This window comes from Sorangiineae bacterium MSr12523 (genome assembly GCA_037157775.1).
In the GTDB taxonomy this organism is placed as follows: Bacteria; Myxococcota_A; Polyangia; order Polyangiales; family Polyangiaceae; genus Pendulispora; species Pendulispora brunnea.
The window spans coordinates 717,380-738,035 of sequence record CP089982.1 but is presented as its reverse complement, the minus strand read 5'-3'; the positions used below and the strand labels follow the sequence as shown (position 1 = coordinate 738,035).

Genomic DNA, 20,656 nt, shown 5'->3' with positions numbered 1-20,656 from the left:
GAATGGCAGTGTCACTGGCCATCGATGAGTCTGAAGCATCGAGGGGCGAGGCGTGAAGTCCAAGTCTCGACGGCGCTTTCTCTCGGCAACCGCGGGGATCACGGCAGGCACCCTCGGATGGGCCTCGCTGTTCCGCATTCCCGCCGCCAGCGCACAGTCCACGCTCGCGGTGCCCCCGGGTTTTCCGCGATCCATTCCGCTCTATCAGCGGGCCTTCGAAAATTGGTCGGGGCAAATCTTCGTCGAGCGCGTGTGGACGTGCGCTCCGGCCGACGCCACGGACGTCGTGACCATCGTCAATTGGGCCCACCAGAATGGGTACCGGCTCCGTGCCAAAGGGATGGGGCACAATTGGTCGCCGCTCCTTCTCCCGAACCATGCGGACGTGGCCAAGACGGTTCTCGTCGATACGACGGTGCACCTCACGGAGGTCCGCGTGAACACGGCAGGTGCCGTGAAGACGGTGACGGCGGGCGCGGGAACCACGATGGACCGACTGCTCGAACAGCTCGAGGCACGCGGGCTCGGCTTCGCGGCGATCCCATCGGCCGGCGATCTCACCGTGGGCGGCGTTCTGGCGGTCGGCGCTCACGGCGCGGCGATTCGCGCGCGGGGTGAAGCGCTGGTTCCGGGCGTGGGCTATGGCTCGCTCTCGAATGCGATTCTGTCGCTCACGGCCGTCGTCTGGGACGATGCGCAGAAGCAATACGTGTTGCGCACGTTCGGGCGGGATCATCCCGACATGCGCGCATTTCTGGTTCACCTCGGACGGACCTTCGTCACCGAAGTGACCCTGCAGGTGGCGAGCAACGCGCGCGTCCGCTGCGAAAGCTGGGTCGATATCCCCGTCGGTACGGTGTTTGCGCCGCCCGCATCCGCCGGGCCGCATTCGCTGGCCGCGCTGGTGGAGCAGGCAGGCCGGGTCGAGGTCATCTGGTTCCCCTTCACCGCCTCACCGTGGATCAAGGTCTGGTCGCTGGCGCCGAACAAGCCTTCGCTATCGCGCGAGGTGCGCGCTCCGTACAATTACCCATTTGCCAATATGCTCGACGAACGGGTATCGGACCTTATCGAGGGCATCACCGCAGGCAACGCTGGACTTACGCCGATTCTGATGAACCTCTTCATGGTGCTGGCCGCAACCGGATTGACCGTCACCGGCGCACGGGACATCTGGGGATGGTCGAAAGACGTGCTGCTCTACGTCAAGCCGAGCACATTGCGAGTCGGCGCCGCCGGATATGCCGTCCTCACCGCGCGGAGCAACGTACAGCGCGTCGTCTGGGAATTCTACGAGGAGTACAGGCGGCGCATTGCCGCTTACCAGGCGAAAGGTCAATTCCCCATGGCCGGGCCCATCGAAATCCGGGTGACGGGGCTCGACCATGCGCACGAAGTTCAGATGCCCGCGGCGCAGTCACCGCTGCTGTCGAGTTGCCGGCCGCGCCCGGATCACCCGGAGTGGGATACCTGCGTCTGGTTCGATATCCAGAGCATCCCGGCGATGCCGCACGCCGACGAGTTCTACTCCGATTTGGAACGATGGATATGGTCGAATTATTCGGGCCACTATGCCACCGTCCGCCCGAATTGGCCCAAAGGGTGGGGCTTCAGCCCCGCGTCCGGTTGGTCCGATAGAACGACGCTCACGAGGACCATCCCCGACTCCTTCCGCGCGGGGCAAGCCAAGGGGGACGATTGGGATACCGCGGTCGCGATTCTTGGTGCGTACGATCCAAACCGGATCTTCAGCAATGCATTCCTCGATACGCTATTCCGTTGATCGCGTTGCGAGGTTGATATTCCCGCTCACCGTGTTGGGCGTGGTCCTTTCGACCCGCGAGGCACGCGCGACGACGGAAATAGGCGGACTGGATGCGCGCTCGATGGCGCTGGCGGGCACGGGGGTGAGCTACATCGAAAGCGGAGCGTCCGTCGCCCTCAATCCAGCGACCCTGGACGGTGTTCGAACCTTTGCTGGCACCTTCACGATATCTCCGCTTCGCGCGGTGTTGACGACACCGCTCGATGGTCCCAACACGTCGGTCGATAGCGCCGGCAAGGTTTACCCGGTCTTTCTGGTCGGCGCGGCGTATCGGCTCACGGACCGAATCGTGGTCGGCGCGGGCGTTTTTCCGACCATCGGCTCAGGAGCCAAATATTCCGACACGACCGATCACGAGGAAGTACGAGCCACACTCGCCCAAATCGAAGTTGCGCCCTCCGTGTCCGTTCGTGTGGCCGACGGCCTTTCCGTGGGGCTTGGATACCGCATGACGTATACGACGCAGACGGGGCATCAGCCCGCGGCGCCGGGGCAGCCCTCCACGGACTACTCGTACGATGGGTGGAATTGGCTCGGCGTGCATGCGGGAATCTACTATCGTCCCATCGAGTCGCTCCATTTTGGATTCAGCTATCGTTCGCGCATCGACACCACGCTGAGTGGCACGACGGATGCGCATTTCCCCACGGGGGCGATGGACACGGAATCGGAGTTCAATTCGCCCCATCGATTCAAATTGGGTGCTTCGTATACCCCATCCAAGAAGGTACTTTTGGCCCTGTCCTTGAGGTATTCGCTCTATTCCGACTCGAGCAAGTCGATCAAGACGACGGTGCAGACGCCGTTCGGGCCCGTCGAATCGGTTTATCCGCTCGATTGGAACAATGCTCTTGGCGCCGGGGCAGGCGTGGAAGTGACGCCGGAGCGCAGGATCGCGCTGCGGGCGGGTTACTCCGCGACACAATCCGCCGTGCCGTCGAGCAGGCCGAGCTTCTTCGCCACGCCCCCGGGGTGGCTGCACTCGATTCACTTGGGGGCGGGGTTACGCTTCGAACGCGTGGACCTCGACCTCGGCGCCTTGTACAGCCTTGCGAGCGCACACATCGACGCCAATCGCGACAATCCGAGCGTAACCCCGGGGGATTACCAACTTCACGCGATGATCCTTTCGTTCTCCGTCACGTATCATAGATAACAGGGGAACGAATCGAGCCTCTCTTGCGGCAGGCGCTTGCGCGCTTCCTCGAGCACGCGTCGATTGACGCCATTCTTCGAGAGAAATCGCGTTCGCGCGTCCGGGTCGTCGATGGCCGCGGCGCGAATGGCAATCTGTTCGAGGGTGCCTTCGAGGATCCCAGCCGCCTCGGGATCGCCTGCCGCTTCGTACGCCTGGAACGCCGCAAATCGCAGGCGTACCTCGCTGAATCCACCGCCCCCGCGCTGCTCGAGGCGAGCCAGAGCTTCCTCGGCATAATCGCGCGCCTCGGCGAACTTTTCCTGGCGCACCAAGATCGTCACGCGCGCAGCCTCGGCGTAAGGATAGGTCACGACCAGGTACGTCAGCATGCGAAGCGACTTCAAGACGTGCCGCTCCGCCGAATCGAGCTCACCGCGGTCCAGGAGAATCCGGGCAAGGATCGCATTCGCGAAACCCTTGAGGTCTTGATCGCCGGCGTGGTCATCGGCCGCGAAGCTTCGTGCCATTTGCTCGGCTTCGGCGATGGCTTCGGGGGTTTCTTTGTCGACCAGGGTCATGGCCAACATGGTCGTGGCCACACCGCTCGTCCAGCGGTCACCATCTTGCAGAGCGTCGCTGAGGGCGGTTCGGAACTGTTGTTCGCGCGTGTCGACGCTTCCCAAATGCGCAAGCACGGCACCGCGGTAAATCCGCGTGAACGTGAGACTGCGCCGGCAATTCGCCATTTCGAGCAGTTCCTCGGCGCGCGCGACGGCGAGCGATGCGGCCCAGGGATCGCGGGAAAGAAACCAGCCTACGTGGGCGTGCGAATACTCGCGCAGACCTCGGACCAAGACGTTGTCGGTCGTGCCGGTGACTTCGTCCATTCGTGCCAAGTAGGTCTCGGCCTGCGTCCGGCGCCCGAGGAAGGTCAGCATGGCCGCCACCAGGCGCAACGCTTCCATATAAAGGGCGCTGGTGCCGGGCTCGGGATCCATCACACGCAGGGCGTTGCCCCAGGCAATCATCTCGTCGTATCGATTGAGCGGCGCTCCCACCGCCGTGATCGTCGTTCCCACGGCGTAGCACCAATGGGCGCTACCGCGGCGCAGTAGCGTGAGCGCTTCGGAGACGCACGCGTAGGCGTTTACGTAATCGCATTCCCACATGCGCGCTCTCCCCTCGATGCCAAGAAGGATTCCCAGAAGGGCGCCCTGCGGGCTGCACTCGATTCCGTACTCCGCGAGGTGGACGGCCTCTCGGAGATTCCCGAAGTCGAGAGCCTTCTTGGCCGCAAGCGCGTAAAGCCCTGCAGCTTGCGCCAGATCGTTGGCGAACGCGTAATGCTCGGCCAAGACGTGCGGTTCGCGTTCGCCCATCGATTCGAGGAACGCGGCTGCAGCGCGATGCCCCGCCGCGCGGTCCTCGTTGGTCAGCAGGCTGTGCGCCGCCTCGCGCACCAGGGCGTGGCGAAAGGCATATTCGGTATCACCCAGCAGATGGCTCGTGTGGCTCTGGGCAATGAGCTCGCGTTGGAGCAGCTCGTCCAGCCATTCATCGATGTTGGCCGCGGAGACCCGATCGTTGCCCAGCAGGGCGAGGACACCGCCACGCCAAAACGTGGTGCCATAAACGCTCGCGGCCCGGAGCACCCTTCGCAATTCCGGGGTCAGGCCCTGCAATCGGGCCTGGAGCATCGCCAGCACGGTATCGGGCATGACATCGGAGCGATTTTCCGCAACGAAGCGAATCAACTCCTCCAAAAAGAGCGCATTGCCGGCGGCTTGTTCGGCGATTCGCGTGACGACATGGGGCGGAACGTCCGGTCCGAGGACCCGCGTGATGAGCTCCACGCTCGCCCGTTTGCTCAACCCGTCGAGGTAGAGATCTTGCCGTTTGCGCTCGTTCCAGAATTTCGGATAGAGGTCCTCGACCTCCGGCCTCGCCAGCGCGAGAACCATGACCGGCTTGTCCCGGCAGTCGCGCAACGCGGCATCGATGACCCGCACCGTGAGGCCGTCACCCCAATGCAGATCTTCGAGGACGATCAGCACGGGGTGGACTTCGCATTCGGCCTTCAAGAAAGAGACGAACGCGGCCGTCACTTGCGCGACCATGGTGCGCGGATCGGTGCGCGCGAGCCGGAGCGTCGGGCTTTTGTCCGAAGGGAACGGGATGCCGCAAAGCTCGCCCAGAAATTCGGTCACGAACTCCGCTTGGTGTGCGGGCACGTTGCGCCAAGCGCGCGTGCGGAGCTTGTCTTGCCGCGCCACCAGGTCCTCGCCTTCGCGCATGTCGATGAGGCGCGATATGGCATCGGCGAGCAGGCCATACGGCGTACCCGCCCGCGTTGGATCGGTTCGCCCGAACCAGACGACGTTGGCTTGGTCCCGTCGCGCGTACCGGACGAACTCGTGGCGCAGGCGCGACTTGCCGATGCCGGGCGGCGCGATCACCACCGCCACACGCGCCACCGATTCTTCGCAGCACTCGTCGAAAAGCAACTGGAGCTGCGTGAGCTCCCGGTCGCGGCCGACGCAGGGGGTCGGTCTGCCGAGCAGCGGACGCGCCTCGTCGGACGTTCGCTCCGCGTCCAAGACGAAGAACCCCGAATCCGAGTGCATGTCGAATCGCGCATCGAGGAGGTGCGCGGTCATCTCGTCGAGCCGGATGTCGGTAGCACCTTCGCTCGGGTCGATTCGCAGAGGCCCATTGGATCGATTGAGCAGCGTGCTGGCGCAGCTGAACATTTCGACGCTGGGCGCGTGTTTGCCCTCGACCAGACTTCGGCCGGTCGTAATGAGGATGCGCCGCCGCGGTGGGGGCGCCCCCAGCTGCTCGCGGAGAAAAAGCGCGCAGCGGGCCGCTTGCACGGCTTGATCGTTGGCGGTCATGTGCTCGGTTTGAGCGAGGGTCGCGACCAGGGATCCGTCGCGCAGGATCTCCACCCGAGCCCCGAAGAGCGTGTGCACGGCGTCGCCGAGGGCCTGCCGTTGGGCGCGGCGGGCGGGTGCTTCGAGCATGGGGTCGTCTTCGATGACCGGGGCTTCGCTGGGCTTCTCCTCGACCACGAAGATGACGCTAACGAGCTGCAGTTCGTCGGCGAGCGGGATCCGGTGCGATCCGGACCGCGATTTGCGAGGCGCCGGCTCGTCCAAGAGAGAGCCCAGTGCGAGCAATTCCTGGAGCAGCGCGTGCGCGTCTTTTGGCCGGCGCGACGGCTCTTTGGAGAGCATGCGCTCGAGCAAGAGATCCACTTTTTCCGGCGTCGCCGGGCGAAGCGACCGCAGGGGCGGAAACTCGTTGAGCAGGATGCTCGCGAGGACCACCGTGGGGTGCCCGTTCGCCACGGGGGTGCGACCCGTGAGGCACTTGTACATCACGCATCCGAGGGCGAACACGTCGACGCTGGGACCGACGTCCCGCGCCCCGCGCGCTTGCTCCGGCGCCATGTACAGAGGTGTACCGACGGCGATGCCGGCGGCCGTCAGATCGGATGCAACGAGCCGTGCCGCCCCGAAGTCGAGCAAGGTTGGCGAATCCGGGCAGCCGTCGCGGAGAAAGATGTTCTCCGGCTTGAGATCGCGATGAACGAACCCGCGACGATGCGCAGCCGAGAGCGCATCGGCGATGCCGCAAAACAGCTTGACCGTTTCGCCCAAGGTGAGGTTGTGGTGGTGGAGATAATCGCCAAGGTCCTCGCCATCGAGCCACTCCATGACGAGGAATGGCTGTCCCTGCGGCGTGATGCCGTGATCGATGTACGCGACGATGCCGGGATGGCGAAGCTCCGAGAGCATGTACGCTTCGCGCGCGAATCGCTCCTGGAAGTACCGGTGGCCTTCGAAGATGTGCAGCACTTTGAGTGCGACCGTTGCACCATCGCGCTTCCGATCGCGCGCACGGTAGACGACCCCCATCCCCCCACTACCGGCGACACTATCCAGCATGAACCGGTCCGCGAAAACCGTGCTGGGAGCGAGTTCCGCACGCCCCATGACCCCCTTACCCATCGATGTAGTTCAGACTACATAGGCCACTGGGTCCACGCAACCTGGCGCGCGGTCGAGCAACGCGGTTGGAATCAAACGTCGTGTTTGCTCGAGTCTCGATCAAATCCGATCAAACCAGAACTGCAAAACCGCCGCACTCGTGCGGCAACGGCCGGTTGCATTCGATCATCGAAGAAGCCTCACCCCGAGCGCGTGCAGGGTGGCAGCGCGATGCGCTCGGCGGCATTGCCGTTCTTGGTGCCGAGCACCGGCGCCTTGCTTGCGGGACGCCATGCGGCGTTCGGCCACCAGCGCTCGAGCGGCGGGTGCTCTGTGGGCTCCACGCGTTCGCCGGGGCGTAGGGCCAGCACTTCGACGTCGTGGCATGCGGCCGCAACGAGCACGCGCTCGATGGGCTCCGTCCATGGGTGCGGGGCAAGTTGCAACGCGCCCCAATGCACGGGAAGAAGCGCGGTGCCGCGCACCCGGCGGTGGGCTTCCACGGCGAGCTCGGGGCCGAGGTGCGCGTCGGGCCAATTGGCATCGTATTGTCCCGACTCGATGAGCGTCACATCGAACGGGCCAAAGCGCTCGCCGATGCGTGCCAAATCGTCGTGAAAACCGGTATCGCCCGAGTACCAGGCGCGATGCTTCGAACCAATGAAGGCAAAGCCGGCCCAGAGCGTGCGATTGCTCTTGGACAAACCCCGCCCCGACGCATGACGGGCAGGCGTGGCCACGACGTCGAGGCCGCCGATACGGGTGGACTCCCACCAATCGAGCTCGGTGATGCGCTCGCGGGGAATTCCCCAATGCTCGAGGTGGGCACCGACCCCAAGGGGCACGACGAAGCGGGCGCGCGTGCCTTTCAGGGTCAGGATGGAGCCGTAATCGAGATGGTCGTAGTGGTCATGCGAAATGACGACGGCATCCACCGGAAGAGCGTCCAACTTGGCCGGCGGAATGAACCACCGCGATGGACCGAGCCATCCGATGGGCGACGCGCGCGCACTCCATAGCGGATCGACGAGCACGTTCACGCCATCGATTTCCAACAGCGCCGACGAGTGCCCGAACCAGGTCACCGCGAGCCCCGATGCGGGCGGCGTGTCGAATGCCGGCGACACAGTCTCGAGAGGCACGCTGGGCTGCGTGTCCGGCTCCGAGCGGGCGAACAATCGCAGATAGCTGGCCGTGAGATCGGTCCACGAGGCTTGGGGATTCTCGAATCGACCATGGTGCCATTGCGGTGAGCGCATGGCGCGTGCGAGCCGCTCGCCGGTCGGGCGGGCACCAAAAGCTGCGCAATGGGTCAACGCGATGCACGCGAGGGCCACCATGGCAGCGATAAAAAGAGTCCGTCGCCTTGGGGCAGGGCTCGCTGGAGCCGCTCCCAACAATGAAACAGGGGAAAAGACAGCGCATTTGGCGGCCATCGGGTGCCTCCTTCGAGGGTGGGAGGAGAATGATATCTACACCCGTAGACTTTCGCCAGCCCGATGTCTACACTCGTAAACATGAAGTTACTCCTCACGGGGGCCACCGGCTTTCTCGGCCATGAAGTCCTTCGCCAAGCGCTCGACGACGATGGGATCGAGCGGGTAACGGCGCTCACGCGGCGCCCGGTCGGCATGGCCCACGCCAAGCTGCAGGAAGTCGTCATCACCGACTTTCTGGACTACTCCACACTCGACTTGCGCGACTGCGATGCATGCATCTGGTCGCTCGGCGTCTCCCAATTTCAGATAACCGAAGAGCAATACGTTCGCATCACACTCGATTATACGATGGCCGCGGCCAGGGCATTGTTCGCCGCCAATCCTCACGCGCGATTTTGCTTCGTGAGCGGCCGCAGCGCAGATCCGCAGGAAAAGAAGGGCGCTCTCTATGCCCGAATCAAAGGACGCACCGAGCGGCAGCTCGAAGCCTGGAGTGAAAGCGTATTCGTTTTTCGCCCGGGCTACATCCGGCCCACCGCACGAAGCGGCCCTCGCAAAGATCTGGCACGCCTGTTCGCGCCCATTGGCACCGTCATGTCCATGATGGGCAAAGACCTCAGCGTGGATTGCGACAAGCTCGCGTCGTGTCTGCTGGACGTGGCCAAACACGGGGCCGATCGACACCTGCTGGTCAATTCCGACATTCGCGATTGGAAGGCCGCGTGATGAAGGACACGGTGCTGGTGACGGGAGGCAGCGGATACGTCGCGGGCCATTGCATCGTCGAGCTCTTGCGGCAGAAGTACCGCGTTCGCACCACGGTGCGCTCCACGTCGAAAGAGCAGGCGGTGCGCGCGGCCGTGGCGCGGGTCGTCGATCCCGCGGGGGACCTCGAATTCGCGCAGGCCGATCTCGGCGCGGACGCAGGCTGGGACGAGGCCATGGCGGGATGCAGCTACGTGCTCCACGTGGCGTCTCCGCTGGGCAACGATGGGGCCAAAGATCCAGAAGCCCTGATGCTGCCGGCGCGGGAGGGAACGCTGCGCGTGCTTCGTGCCGCGGCCAAGGCCAAGGTGAAACGCGTGGTCATGACGTCGTCGACGGCGGCGTGCACCCCACCGAGTCTGGAGACGGCGGGCGATGAGACGATATGGACCGGGGCTGCCCATCCCACGCTGAATGCCTACCGGCGATCCAAAATCGCCGCCGAACGGGCCGCCTGGGATTTCATGGGCACACGCGACGCGGGCACCACGACCCTGACCACGATCCTGCCCGGAGCCATTTTTGGCCCGGTGCTTTCGATCGCGAATCTCGGGTCGGTCCAGTTCATCGAGCGACTCCTTGGAGGCAAGTTGCCCGGCGTGCCTGGCCTCGGGTTCTGTGTCGTCGACGTGCGCGATCTCGCAAGCCTGCACGTTCGCGCCATGCTCGCCGCGGAAGCCGCCGGGCAACGATTCATCGCGGCCGGCGACTTCATGTGGATGGACGACATCGCCACGACCCTCCGCGCCGAGCTCGGTGCGCAGGCAAGCAAAGTACCCACGCGAAAGCTCCCCAACATCGTTCTCCGGGCATTGGCATGGTTTTCACCACCACTGCGCGCCCTCACACCGCTTCTCGGCCGCCGCCAACTCTTCAACTCAGCCAAGGCGCAGCGTATTCTCGGCTTCTCCCCTCGCCCCGCGACGTCCACCGTCGTCGACTGCGCACGCAACCTCCTCGATCATGAAGAAGCGGCCCGCTGAAACGATCCCATCACGCTCTGCGAAAAAGAAGACCCCGGAAGGCTCGCGCCCGCGGGACGCGGCGGCCACGCGAAAGGCCATCCTCGATTCGGCGCGACGAGCGTTCGCTCGTTTCGGTTACGACGGTGTCGGGGTCCGTGAAATCGCCGCGGGTGCGGGTGTGACCGCTATGCTGATCAACCGGTATTTCGGCTCGAAGGAGCGGCTCTTTGCCGAAGTCGCCATCGAGACGATGTCCAAACCGGTCATTCTCACGCCGGACTTCATCGAGTCGGGCTGCCCCAGTGAGACGATGGCCGCAGCACTCGTTCAACTCACGCAAAGGGACGCGACGCCGCTCGAAGGCTTTCTCATCATGCTGCGTTCCGCCGCCAGTGAACAAGCCGCCGCGATCGGGCGTGAGCAAATCCAGGCTCACTATCAGACGACGCTCGCGCGCGCGTTGCAGGGCCCGGATCGCGCAGAGCGCGCGGCCATCATTTTGTCCCTCGTCGCAGGCTTTCAGATGATGCGCCAGGCCATGGGCCTTCCCGCACTTGCCAACGCGAAGCCGGCCGCATTGGAGCGGGTGCTCGAACGCGCCCTGCGCGCGCTCATCGATCCAGCACCGTAATGCGTCGTCGTTCTCTTGGAGAACGTCCGCTTGGATGACGCCTGCCAACCCGCATTGGAGCCGAACCGTCGCCGTAGCGCACCCGACGATTCTTTTCGCCGAAAGCACGCTCGCCCAGGCGAGTACGAACCCGTTCTTTCGATTGTTCGTGATGCAATCGCCCGTGGATAAGCGAATTGCGCGCATTCACGCAAGTTCGTTATCCATGAAACAGCAGGAAAACCAGGGGTTCCTCGATGCGAGTGCCGCGATGGAGCGGCAGCACCTCTCGTCATGAACACGTATTCGCATTCCCAACTTCGATCTCGAAAAACCATGCCCGTGCGGGCGTTGCCGCTGATTTCAGCGCGTTCCGCATATCGCGAAAAAGCTGCGGGGTTTGCGCAAGTCTTTGCTCAATAAGGCCATTGGTTGCTCACCCGTTGCACCAGCATCGGGAGACCGCGAAAAACCTGCGCGACGCTCGGCCGCCCCTCGTTCCAATGACGCCATAAGTTCCAATTGCCCAGCTGCGATCTGACGGTGCAGAAAAGCAACTTCACACGGTACGCTTGATGTTCGAGCTGCATCGGAGAAGGTAAGGACATGCGCTGGCAGGTAGGCAGGTCTGGAGGGGACGAAGATCATGTTGACGTCGAGACCACGCTGCACGCACGTCGTATGCATTACTTGGTTGGTAACGTAGGTCACGTCGATAATCGATAATCGATGGGGAAGGTCGGCATGGCCCTATGAGGCTTGCACGACTTGGCAACGGCAGGTGGAGCCCTGATCTGGCCGTTGACAGGGGAAGGGAGGGGCGCACGCGGGTACTGCCCGCCCGATGCCTCGCGCGATTGCCACGCGCGCGGGACACGCCTCGTCGAGGCGGGCAGTACTCCGTGTGTTGTTTATTCATTTTCGATTGAGCGATTTGTCCGAGCCGAATGCCACTCACACCACTCCGGGTTTTGCCATGTTGCGTTTCTATGTCGATATCTACGTTCTCTCGATATCCACACCGTCGCCCACCGACGACGTCGCTCCAAGGCCGCCGGTCTGCCGTGCGCCTGCCGATTCCTCGCCGTATTTCATGCGCCGTCCGCGCCGCAGTCGCACGAGGGAGCCTCTGATGCTCGCCACCGCGACGAGCGAGGTGCCGCTGAGGGCCCGACGCGACACGCATTGATGCAAAGAAACGTCAGCCAGCGTTTCTTGACGAAGTAGAAAACGCCCGTAGAGTACCGACTGCGCGTTGGATGCGAATTGCGCACAACCCACGAAGGTACCTCCAATGAAACTGCGAAGAGTACGCACTTCATCGTTCCTGCTCGTCATCGGCGCCATCTTTTTCCAAGGCTGTGCGGGACAAGAGCCGGCGCCCATCGGCGACGCACCATCGTCCTTGTCGTCGGATGCCTGCACGGCCTCCAGGGATGGCGGCATCGACCGGCTTTCGCTGAAGTCGGGCGCCAAATTGCCCTATTATCATACGCATTCACTCGATGGCAGCACGCAGGCCACGCAGGCCGTGTTGGTCATCCACGGAACCGGCCGCAATGCGCGCGGCTATTTCGATTCGATGGTGACGGCCGCGGAGCATGCGGGGGCTGCGGAGAACACCATCATTCTCGCACCGTGGTTTCAGACGGACGAAGACGATCCAGCGCGCGGCGACGCGTATTGGACCAACGGGGGCGACTCGTCGTGGAAGGATGGCGGTGGGGCCGTATCCCCGAGGGGGGTGAGCTCGTTCGAAGCGGTCGATGAGATGCTGCACGCGCTGGGCGACAAGAGCCGCTTTCCGAATTTGACGCGGATCTCGATGGTGGGACATTCGGCGGGCGGGCAGTTCGTGCAACGATATGCAGCGGGCGGCCGCGCCCCCGAAGAGATCGAGGGCGTGACCTTCAAATTCGTGCCGGCGAACCCGTCGTCTTATCTTTATTTGAGCCGCGAGCGCCCTCGCAGCACGGGTTCCTGCGAAGGATACAACGATTACAAGTACGGGCTCGACCACCGCAACGCATACATGGGTGCACTGACCGAGCAACAGATCCGCGATCGCTACACGAAGCGCAGGGTGTCCTATCTACTGGGTACGAAAGACGTCAATCAGGACCACAGCATCGACACGGACTGCAGCGCCAAGGTGCAAGGCAAGAACCGATTCGAGCGCGGCAAAGCGTATTACGCGGCCATCAAGAAGGACTACCCTTCCGCCCCGCACGATCGGGTCGACGTTCCAGGCATCGGCCACGACAACGACGCCATGTTCGACTCCACCGAAGGCCGCAACGCCATCTTCGGCCCGTGAGGCGGTTCGCGGCGCTAATAGCGGAAACGAAGCAATGCGTCCGCGGTGATTTGCGCCAACTCCCGAGCGGCGCGATGGTGCCGCGTCGGGCAAAACGACGGTACGTGCTGCACACGTGCCCCATCGCCAATGTCCCAGATGGATAGGCCCGTCGGGTCGCTCGAGAAGAGGCGATCGCCGTCACCAAATAGGTTTCCCGCCGGGCCCGCGAATGCCCGGTGACGTGCGCGCCCGTCCACCATGGGGATGGAACCCGTATCGTCCAGTTCGAAGATCAGGGCGCCGTCCACTATGGTGTCGTCATCGTCTCCGATTCCCGCGAGCGCAAACCAACGCGGGGAACCCCAGCACATGCCGTGGTTCCAATAGTGCGTGCGGATCGCTAGCTCGCAGCGCGAAGGGCCAACCTCGGACTCCCACGGATTTTCGCGGAGCCAACGGCGTAGACTCCAGACCGTCGGGATGCCTGCCGGGTGCCATACCCAACCGTCGTCCAAGACGTGCGCTCCGTCCGGGCTCACCTCCAGGCGGCCGTGATAGTAGTCGAGATCGTGGCCGGAACTCGTGGGGCCGCGGTCCGTGAGCAGTGTGCCCGTCGCCGGGTCGGAGATGTCGAGGCGATTCCAGGCCGTGCGGTGCACGAGGCGGCAGGCCCCATCGATGTCGAAAAATGCCAGCGAGAATGGCACCGTTTCGCAATCCTCGTCCTGGCCGTCGAGCTCCATCGTCACCGCGCGGCGTTCCAGATCCACCACCAGCCCGCGCTGCCCAAAGTCGTTGGCGATCGCGGCGAACCGCCCATCGGCGGATGCGTGCAGCTGGGGTGTCATCGCGTGTCCGTTCCACGGCTCGCGGGTTGGCTCCTCTGGAAGCGCGATGGTCATCTTCTCCGATGACGTGCCCCCATCCGCATCGAACAAGGTAAGCTCCCCGCTCCTTCCGAGAACGAGCCAAAGGCTTGCATGGCGGGCGCCCAGCGGCGCCACCTCGATGGGAGAGGCAAGCTTCGGGGGCCATGGTGTGCGTAAGACGGTCATTTGCCCGGTCGAGATTAGCCTGGTTCTCCAGCAAAAGCCGTTGCTTCTCTTTTTGATACTACGCATCAAACGTGTGCGTACTTGCTCGGCCGAAGCGGAGGGCCCAAGCACGGGGCATGAACGTTCTCGTCGTTTATGCGCACCCGGAACCGATGTCGCTCAATGGTTCGCTCAAGTCGTTTACCGTCGAGCGGCTCGCGGGGGCGGGGCATGATGTTCGCGTTTCCGATCTTTATGCGATGGGGTGGAAAGCGGCTGCGGATGGGGACGATTTCCTGGAGCGCGATCGCGGACGACGGCTCGATTTGATGGCCGACTCGAAGCATGCGTTTGCCACGGGGACGCAGGCGTTGGATATCGCTGGGCAGCAGGCCGATCTTCGGTGGGCCGATGCGGTCATTTTTCAGTTTCCGCTCTGGTGGTTCTCCATGCCCGCCATCCTCAAGGGATGGGTCGAACGCGTTTATGCGTATGGTTTCGCCTACGGCGTGGGGGAGCATTCCGACAAGCATTGGGGCGATCGCTATGGCGAAGGTGTCTTCAAAGGGAAGCGCGCCATGCTGGTGGTGACGACGGGCGGCTGGGAGTCGCATTACGGCGAGCGGGGCATCAATGGGCCCATCGAGGACGTGCTTTTTCCCATTACGCACGGCATCTTGCATTATCCAGGGTTCGACGTGCTGCCGCCGTTCGTCCTTTATCGAAGCTCCAAAATGGATGAAGCCCGCTTCGCGCGTACCCGAGAGGAGCTGGGCAAACGGCTCGATGGCCTTTGGACCGACACGCCGATCGCGTATCGAAGACAAAATGGCGGCGACTACGAGATACCCGCGCTTACGCTGAAACCGGGCCTCGAAGACGTGGACGGCGTCGCACGCGGCTTCCAGCTTCACGTGCAACGCCGCATCTGACTACGCGGAACCGAGGATTACCGCGATCACGGAGACAAGCGCCACACCTCGCCGTCGGCCTTGATTCGGGTGAGATCTTCGTCGCCCGAGTGCGTGGCGGGCCCGTTGGAAAATCCGCCCAGGAGCAGTGTGTCGCCCGACGGGGCGATGCTGCGCACTTGATTGTTGCGCGGTCGTTGCGGGAAGACGAAGCGGCGGACCAGGTGACCTTGGTCATCCAATTCCGCAACGAGCGATTCCGATTCTTCGCCGAAACTGATTCCGTCGTAATTTCGCCAGAAGCCGGACATTCCCGTCACGAAAAGGTGCCCGGACTTGGTCGGTGCAACGTCCATCAACCAGTCGCTGCGCTGGAAATCGATGTTGGTGGCCCAGAGAAGCTTTCCATCGTTCATGTCGAGGGCGGCGACGCGACCGTCGAGGCCGAAGCCGTCCTTGTTGGGATATCCGCCAGCTCCGACCACGTAGAGAGCATGGTCCCGAATGGCGGCGCCGCGGCCGATGGCTTCGAAGAATTCCGGGATGACACTCGTTCCCAGCCGCGTCCCGTCGAACGCGTAGCGCGTCACGAGAACGGAGCCGTAAGAACTCTCCGGGATGCCATCGCCGAAGAAAGCATTGTGTGCCTCGCCGCGCTGCGCGAATTCGTCCGCGTCGGCCACCACCACGGCCATGCTGTCGGGCCCGACCGCAAGCGTCGCCCGATGGGCGCCGGTCAGATGATCGCCGGTGTCGAACGTCGACACGTTTTGCGTGCCGCCGAATGCCAGCATGTAAAGCGCAGGCTCGACGAGGCGGCGCCACGCTTTGACGTAGCCGGCCGCAACATCGCTATCGTACCGGTGAAGGACAACGGCGTGGGCCCCGGTCTCGAAGGAGACGACGGCATCGTCGCCCACAGCTTCGATGCTCGCGGAAATGCGGCTCATGGGACATCGAAGTTCGCCCGGAGAGCTCATTCCCATCGGCGTGCTGTAAGGCGCGGGATCCGTCGCCAGATCCGGATCGGTGATCGCGACCGTTGCCGTCACGTGCCCCGAGTCGTCGAAGCGATAGAGGCGATTGTCCGAAAGGCTGCGCCCCGTCACGACCGCCGTGACCGCGCCCGACGGGTGCACCGTGAAGTCGGAGACCAAAGAGCCTTCTTCGGGGACGAACCGGGCGATTTCATGCGCGTTGTCGGCCGTCGATTCCTTCCATACGAGGGCACGCCTCCGGTTTCGATCGATCTCGCCCTCTCTCCAATGTCCCATCTGCTCTTCGAGTGCGACCCACCCGCCCGTGGTCCTTGGCCGGACCTTCACCACGGCGCGATCGACGGTTTTGTCCGCCAACGTGAGCGTCGGCGTTGCGGGAGCATCGGGCTCGCCCGCGTCCGGTTTCGTGTCCGGCTGTGAAGCGTGGCCGTTGTCGTCTCCACCGCATTGGACGCTCGAGACCAGGGCCAACACGAGGGCAGCCCCAAGGAGCCCTCGATAAGAATGAATCAAGTTCATGCCGCGATCATCGGCACACCCCGGCGCCGGGTTGTGTACACCGTAAAGAAACGCAAAGGCGTTGTCACTTTGTTCACCGGCACGTCACGTTCGACACGAGACGAATGGCCCACGAGACGACACGCACGGGGGGGCCCATCGAGGTTGCACGAAGCGCTTTTCTCCTCGCCACGGCGGCCGCGGCCCTCGTGGAGGGCGCCACCGCCGCGCGGGGCGCGCTCTTCGTTTCGCGAACGGCCGTTCCGGTTTTCGTCGCGGCGATCGGCGCCGCTGCCGGTGCCGCGGCCATGGTCGCTCCGCTGTCGCTCGCCGCGTGGCTGCTCTTGTCGCGCCCCGAGGTCCGACGGCTCGCACGCAGCTTGCGTGAGGGGCTCGGCGGAGAAGACGTCGACGCCCAGCGCCTCGCGGTTCTTGGAGAAACCGCCGTTCTTGCGCTCACCATGGTTCGAGCGGCGATCCTGGGTCGCGGCTTCATCGCAACGCACGGCGCCCCCATCGCGGCGTCTCTGATCGTGCTGAGTGCGCTCGGCCTGGTGCTCGCCGGCACCTTGGCGGTGGCCTTCGCCGCACAACGCATCGGCCCTTGGCTCTCGCGATGGCGCTCGAGCGCGAACGCGCGGCAACGGCTCGTGTGGAATGCGTGCGCCGCCAGCCTCGAACTCGCGGGCGTCGCCAGCCTCGCCATCGTGGGCATCTGCGCCCTCGTTCCATCGCAGTACGCCGTCCTGCTCGGCGCGGTGACCCTCGCGTTCTTCGTCGGGCACCTGCCCAGCGTTCGCGGCGCATTGGGACGGCGCTTCGGACGACGCCGGGCCATCGCATCGCTGGTGCTGGCCGGCGCGATTGGGCCGTTCGTGTCGCTCGTGCTTCTGACCTTGCCGAGCCCCACGCAACTCACCGTCCTTTATCGCGCCCCCTACGTGTCCCTGGTCATTGCGCTTTTTCGCGCTGCGACCGACCACGATGGAGACGGATATTCAGGTCTTTTGGGCGGAGATTGCAATGACCACGATCCGCAGATCCATCCCGGCGCGATCGACGTGCCTGGCAATGGCGTGGACGAGAATTGCTCGGGCGACGATGCCACCGCGCTGGGAAGCGCGTCCACCGGGCCCACGGCGCCTGCTCCCGTTGCATCGGCCCCCAAGAGTATCGTGCTCGTGCACCTCGATGCGCTTCGTCCTGACCATCTCGGGCTGGACGGCTATGCGCGTCCGACGTCGCCGAACATCGACCGATTTCGCGAGTCCGCAACCTGGTTTCGCCACGCGTACACGCCCTCGCCGGCCACGCGCTTTGCCATGGCGTCGCTTTTCACGGGCCGGGCTGCCGACCGGATTCCGCACCAGAGGGGTGCCGTCGATATCACGTTACTGCCATCCGCGATAACCCTCGCCGAGCGGCTCGAACCACTGGGGTACGATCGCGCGGGGTGGACCATTTCGCACGTCATGTCGCATTTTCATGGCATGGGGCGTGGGTTTCGAATCTGGCGCACGCCGTGGCCGGTCGATGAGGGCGACGATCTTCACGCGGAGGACGCGACGTTGACGACCAACGCCGCGATTTCCTATTTGGAGTCCACTCCGGCAAGCGCGCCGTACTTTCTCTTTTTGCATTATCAATGCACACACGACCCGTACATCGCGCACGCATCGTGGAACTTCGGCAAAGGCGATGTCGACCGGTACGATAGCGCCCTCGCGTATTGCGATGACGAGATCGGGCGGCTCTTGTCGAACCTCGAGGAGCGGGACGACCGCCAGCGCACGGCGATCATCTTCTACTCGGACCACGGCGAGCTTTTCGGCGAGCACGGGTTTCTCGGCCACGGGCAATCGCTTTCGGAGCTCGACACGCGGGTGGTCCTTCTGGCCAGAATCCCCGGCGCCCGCGTTCGCACGGTGGACGTTCCGGTCTCCCTGACCGATCTGGCCCCCACGATTCTGGCCCTGGCCAATGCAGAGCCCGATCCCGCGACCGACGGCTGGAACCTCTTGCACTTGGTATTCGACGAGGCGCCTGCCGCGGAGCGCACCCGCCCGCTCTTCTTCTATGCCGAGCACCGATGGGGGCTGCTGCACCTCGAGTCTCGCGCCGTGATGCAGGGCGCGTTCAAATATCTCCAAACGGACTCCGGGCTCGAACAGCTCTATCGGCTCGACGTCGACCCCGGCGAGCGAAATGACGTTGCGCGCACCTCGCCCGAAACGCGACTTGCCATGGTCCGGCTGCTGGATGCATGGCAGGGCCGAACGCGCCTCAATGGTGACTGATTCTCAACTTGTAAAAATGCACCAATGAGCCGACGCTGGAGCTGCCCCCGGACGATTGGATGTAATTGCCGGCCTTGAAGTACATACCTTCGTGGTCGAACGAAGAAGCCATCGTGTAGTGCTTCGATCGGCCATCGACGGTGATGGAGATGGTTCGTCCGGAAAGGCCGATCTCGTAGTTCCATGGGGAGCCGACGTCGGCGTGGCCGAGATTGTCCGTGTATTGGCCATCGGTGGGCGAGCGCTGGATGCCCACGGTGATCTCTCCGCTGCTGTAATAATAGAGCTCGAGCAGCGGCTTGCTCGAAGGCGGGGTCCCCGTCCCCAAGTGAATCTGGCCGACGCATACCTTGTAGGGCACCTTGGAGACCTTGACCGTCGCGCTCAGGGTATGGTTCCCCGAAAAAGGATTCCAATTGGCAGGCGAGCCATTGGCGTTCATCTCCCGAAGCTCGGAGCGAGCGTGGTCCGAGTTGGCCGTGGTGGAGCCATTCTCCGGAGTCCAGAAGGTCATCGATCCGTCGTCGTTCGAGTCCGTATAGAAATATCTGTCTTGGAATCCGTTCGGACCGCGGAGCCGTGCGGACGCAATCGTCGTCGGATGCCCAGGCGGGCCGACCGGTTCCTGTAATTCCCAAACCGAAAGATCGAAGTTCCCACCTGGGGCCACATGGCGCTCGAGCGTGGCCGTCGACTCACCCGGTTGTTCGGTTTCCGCATCTTTCGCAGGGGACGCACATGCGGCGCCCCCGAGGCAAGAGAGGACACCCATCGCGGTGAGCGTGGAGAGGGACTTCATATCGTTGCTCCTTGGCACCGGATTCAACAGCGAATGAATCCGTTCGAGGGTCGCGATATGGGGGCGCAGCGGGAATACGTCAATTGCAGCCCGCTATGGGAGCAATACCGTTGCGCCCGTACTCTTTCGGGCTTCGAGCCGACGGTGCGCTTCGGCAACCTGGGACAGGGGCACGCGACCGTGGACGGCAATCTTCACGGCGCCGCTCGATACGACGCGAAAGAGATCTTCGCTCATGGCGAGGACGTCCTCACGGCGCGCGAGGTGCGTGAAGAGAATCGGCCAGGTCGCAAAGAGCGACCCTTTCTTCGCCAAAAGCGTGATGTCGAACGGTTCAATCGGCCCCGACGCCGAACCAAAGCTGACGAAGGTTCCGAGAGGCCGCAAGGCATCCAGGGAGGCCGGAAAGGTCGCTTTTCCGATTCCGTCGTAGACGACGTGGGCCCCCTCCCCGTTCGTGATCTCCTTGACGCGCTCGACGAAGTTTTCCGTGCTGTATTCGATGACATGATCGGCACCGTTCCGGCGCACGAGTTCGGCCTTCTCGGGCGATCCCACCGTTGCAATCACCCTCGCGCCGAGGTGCTTCGCCCATTGGGTGACGATGAGCCCCACGCCACCCGCCGCAGCGTGCACCAAGACGGTGTGCCCCGCTTCGACGCCGAACGTGCGCCGTAAGAGGTATTGCGCCGTCAGGCCTTTGAGCATCATCGCGGCACCGGTCTCGAAGTCGATGGCAGCCGGCAAATGCACGAGAAAGTGCGCCGGCACGATGCGCTCCTCCGCATAGGAGCCGAGCGTCTCCACATAGGCCACGCGGTCGCCGGGCGCGAAATCGGTCACACCTGCGCCAACCTCCACCACCTCACCGGCGCCCTCGTTTCCTGGGGTGAACGGCAAACGCGGTGGAGCGTACTCGCCGGTGCGAAAGTAGACATCGACGAAGTTCACCCCGATCGCATGGTTGCGAACGCGGACCTCCCCGGGCCCGGGCGCGCCCACCTCGACATCTTCATAGGCGAGCACATCGGGCCCGCCATGGCGGTGAACACGAATACCCTTCACGGCTTTCGTCCCTCTTTTCAT

The 20,656-nt window shown here is 63.7% G+C and carries 15 protein-coding genes; 8 read left to right on the top strand and 7 right to left on the bottom strand.

Annotated elements, in window-relative coordinates; translation table 11 throughout:
• Positions 1-52 precede the first annotated feature (52 nt).
• Together LZC95_03165 and LZC95_03160 are read left to right on the top strand one after the other, a co-directional pair.
• Entirely contained in the window at positions 53-1,783 is a 1,731-nt protein-coding gene (locus LZC95_03165; protein WXA95839.1) for an FAD-binding protein, read from the top strand.
• Positions 1,784-1,814: 31 nt separating this feature from the next.
• Complete coding sequence (locus tag LZC95_03160; protein WXA95838.1) at positions 1,815-2,981, top strand: outer membrane protein transport protein; 1,167 nt, start codon at positions 1,815-1,817, stop codon at positions 2,979-2,981.
• Here LZC95_03160 and LZC95_03155 read toward each other — a convergent pair.
• The gene (locus LZC95_03155; GenBank protein ID WXA95837.1) at positions 2,972-6,913 is read right to left on the bottom strand and encodes a protein kinase; all 3,942 of its coding nucleotides are present in this window, start codon (positions 6,911-6,913) and stop codon (positions 2,972-2,974) included. The two genes, LZC95_03160 and LZC95_03155, sit on opposite strands and share 10 nt — an antisense overlap.
• 242 nt (positions 6,914-7,155) lie before the next feature.
• Positions 7,156-8,295 carry an MBL fold metallo-hydrolase gene (locus LZC95_03150; protein WXA95836.1) on the bottom strand — a complete coding sequence of 380 codons (1,140 nt, stop codon included), beginning with the start codon at positions 8,293-8,295 and terminating at the stop codon, positions 7,156-7,158.
• Positions 8,296-8,472: 177 nt separating this feature from the next.
• Here LZC95_03150 and LZC95_03145 point away from each other — a divergent pair, with 177 nt between their 5' ends.
• Genes LZC95_03145 through LZC95_03135 form a run of 3 tightly spaced genes read left to right on the top strand, consistent with a single transcriptional unit; the run spans position 8,473 to position 10,755 of the window.
• Positions 8,473-9,120, top strand: coding sequence for an NAD-dependent epimerase/dehydratase family protein (locus LZC95_03145; protein ID WXA95835.1), 648 nt, complete (start codon positions 8,473-8,475; stop codon positions 9,118-9,120).
• Entirely contained in the window at positions 9,120-10,142 is a 1,023-nt protein-coding gene (locus LZC95_03140) for an NAD-dependent epimerase/dehydratase family protein (protein ID WXB00295.1), read from the top strand. Before LZC95_03145 ends, LZC95_03140 begins: the two co-directional genes overlap by 1 nt.
• Positions 10,123-10,755 carry a TetR family transcriptional regulator gene (locus LZC95_03135; GenBank protein ID WXA95834.1) on the top strand — a complete coding sequence of 211 codons (633 nt, stop codon included), beginning with the start codon at positions 10,123-10,125 and terminating at the stop codon, positions 10,753-10,755. Before LZC95_03140 ends, LZC95_03135 begins: the two co-directional genes overlap by 20 nt.
• A gap of 978 nt (positions 10,756-11,733) precedes the next feature.
• Here the strand turns inward: LZC95_03135 and LZC95_03130 are convergent.
• A complete protein-coding gene (locus LZC95_03130) occupies positions 11,734-11,916 on the bottom strand; it encodes a hypothetical protein (GenBank protein ID WXA95833.1) in 183 nt (60 codons plus the stop codon).
• 112 nt (positions 11,917-12,028) lie between these two features.
• Between LZC95_03130 and LZC95_03125 the strand changes: the two genes are divergently transcribed.
• Positions 12,029-13,051: an alpha/beta hydrolase gene (locus tag LZC95_03125; GenBank protein ID WXA95832.1), complete on the top strand. Its 1,023-nt coding sequence runs from the start codon at positions 12,029-12,031 to the stop codon at positions 13,049-13,051.
• 14 nt (positions 13,052-13,065) lie between these two features.
• On the opposite strand, the gene LZC95_03120 is transcribed toward LZC95_03125, so the two are convergent.
• Positions 13,066-14,088 (bottom strand): hypothetical protein, encoded by a 1,023-nt coding sequence (locus LZC95_03120; protein ID WXA95831.1) that lies wholly within the window; start codon positions 14,086-14,088, stop codon positions 13,066-13,068.
• Positions 14,089-14,204: 116 nt separating this feature from the next.
• On the opposite strand from LZC95_03120, the gene LZC95_03115 reads away from it, so the two are divergent.
• A complete protein-coding gene (locus tag LZC95_03115) occupies positions 14,205-14,999 on the top strand; it encodes an NAD(P)H-dependent oxidoreductase (protein ID WXA95830.1) in 795 nt (264 codons plus the stop codon).
• 26 nt (positions 15,000-15,025) lie between these two features.
• Here the strand turns inward: LZC95_03115 and LZC95_03110 are convergent, their stop codons facing one another.
• A complete protein-coding gene (locus tag LZC95_03110) occupies positions 15,026-16,495 on the bottom strand; it encodes a hypothetical protein (GenBank protein WXA95829.1) in 1,470 nt (489 codons plus the stop codon).
• A 104-nt stretch (positions 16,496-16,599) separates the two neighbouring features.
• Here LZC95_03110 and LZC95_03105 point away from each other — a divergent pair, with 104 nt between their 5' ends.
• Positions 16,600-18,771, top strand: coding sequence for a sulfatase-like hydrolase/transferase (locus LZC95_03105; protein WXA95828.1), 2,172 nt, complete (start codon positions 16,600-16,602; stop codon positions 18,769-18,771).
• On the opposite strand, the gene LZC95_03100 is transcribed toward LZC95_03105, so the two are convergent.
• On the bottom strand, positions 18,758-19,570 hold the full coding sequence (locus LZC95_03100) for a polysaccharide lyase family 7 protein (GenBank protein WXA95827.1): 813 nt from the start codon (positions 19,568-19,570) through the stop codon (positions 18,758-18,760). The two genes, LZC95_03105 and LZC95_03100, sit on opposite strands and share 14 nt — an antisense overlap.
• Before the next feature lie 93 nt (positions 19,571-19,663).
• The gene (locus LZC95_03095; GenBank protein ID WXA95826.1) at positions 19,664-20,635 is read right to left on the bottom strand and encodes a quinone oxidoreductase; all 972 of its coding nucleotides are present in this window, start codon (positions 20,633-20,635) and stop codon (positions 19,664-19,666) included.
• Between the last annotated feature and the right edge of the window lie 21 nt (positions 20,636-20,656).

What these genes read in the sequence shown, in the direction of transcription:
- LZC95_03155 (WXA95837.1), bottom strand. Translation starts at nt 6,913, where the DNA reads ATGCTGGATAGTGTCGCCGGTAGTGGGGGGATGGGGGTCGTCTACCGT.
- LZC95_03150 (WXA95836.1), bottom strand. Translation starts at nt 8,295, where the DNA reads ATGGTGGCCCTCGCGTGCATCGCGTTGACCCATTGCGCAGCTTTTGGT.
- LZC95_03145 (WXA95835.1), top strand. Translation starts at nt 8,473, where the DNA reads ATGAAGTTACTCCTCACGGGGGCCACCGGCTTTCTCGGCCATGAAGTC.
- LZC95_03140 (WXB00295.1), top strand. Translation starts at nt 9,120, where the DNA reads ATGAAGGACACGGTGCTGGTGACGGGAGGCAGCGGATACGTCGCGGGC.
- LZC95_03135 (WXA95834.1), top strand. Translation starts at nt 10,123, where the DNA reads ATGAAGAAGCGGCCCGCTGAAACGATCCCATCACGCTCTGCGAAAAAG.
- LZC95_03125 (WXA95832.1), top strand. Translation starts at nt 12,029, where the DNA reads ATGAAACTGCGAAGAGTACGCACTTCATCGTTCCTGCTCGTCATCGGC.
- LZC95_03120 (WXA95831.1), bottom strand. Translation starts at nt 14,088, where the DNA reads ATGACCGTCTTACGCACACCATGGCCCCCGAAGCTTGCCTCTCCCATC.
- LZC95_03115 (WXA95830.1), top strand. Translation starts at nt 14,205, where the DNA reads ATGAACGTTCTCGTCGTTTATGCGCACCCGGAACCGATGTCGCTCAAT.
- LZC95_03110 (WXA95829.1), bottom strand. Translation starts at nt 16,495, where the DNA reads ATGAACTTGATTCATTCTTATCGAGGGCTCCTTGGGGCTGCCCTCGTG.
- LZC95_03105 (WXA95828.1), top strand. Translation starts at nt 16,600, where the DNA reads ATGGCCCACGAGACGACACGCACGGGGGGGCCCATCGAGGTTGCACGA.
- LZC95_03100 (WXA95827.1), bottom strand. Translation starts at nt 19,570, where the DNA reads ATGAAGTCCCTCTCCACGCTCACCGCGATGGGTGTCCTCTCTTGCCTC.